Genomic DNA, 416 nt, shown 5'->3' with positions numbered 1-416 from the left:
AATTTCTCTTTTTTCAACCAATATCACCTGACTTTTTGAGCACTTTTTTCGTCTAAATTAGCTTAAATACTGTGCAGTGATATTAGCGCTTACGGTGGCTGTCAAAGATATACAGTGAGAAAGGTGCTGTGGTCGCTAATTTGGTGAGATTTAGAGGTGGTTCCCCCTCTAATGGATGTGATTTCGTAACTTTTCTATGTTGTGGAGCATGCTAAACATCGCCCATTGGGCGTTTACTTTTTCTCTTCCTCTTAGCGTGAACCGATTCATCTGTTTATTTACGGTAATGTTGCCGAAAACGGGTTCAACGCACCCCAGTCGCTTACTATATTGCCGCCTGCCTTCGGGACTATCAATCTTGTCTTTCATGGCTTGCATGTGGTCAAAGTCTTTGGTGTTTTTATAGATAAAGAAGA

General features: G+C 41.1%; 1 protein-coding gene. It reads right to left on the bottom strand.

From position 1 onward, the window contains the following. Positions 1–168: 168 nt before the first annotated feature. The coding region (locus tag Q1A70_RS20465; RefSeq protein WP_299695907.1) for a transposase at positions 169–416 on the bottom strand (248 nt) is incomplete at its 5' end.

This window comes from uncultured Vibrio sp. (assembly GCF_947488985.1).
Classification (GTDB): domain Bacteria; phylum Pseudomonadota; class Gammaproteobacteria; order Enterobacterales; family Vibrionaceae; genus Vibrio.
Note: the sequence above shows the minus strand (reverse complement) of the source record. Positions and strands in the feature narration are given on the sequence as shown.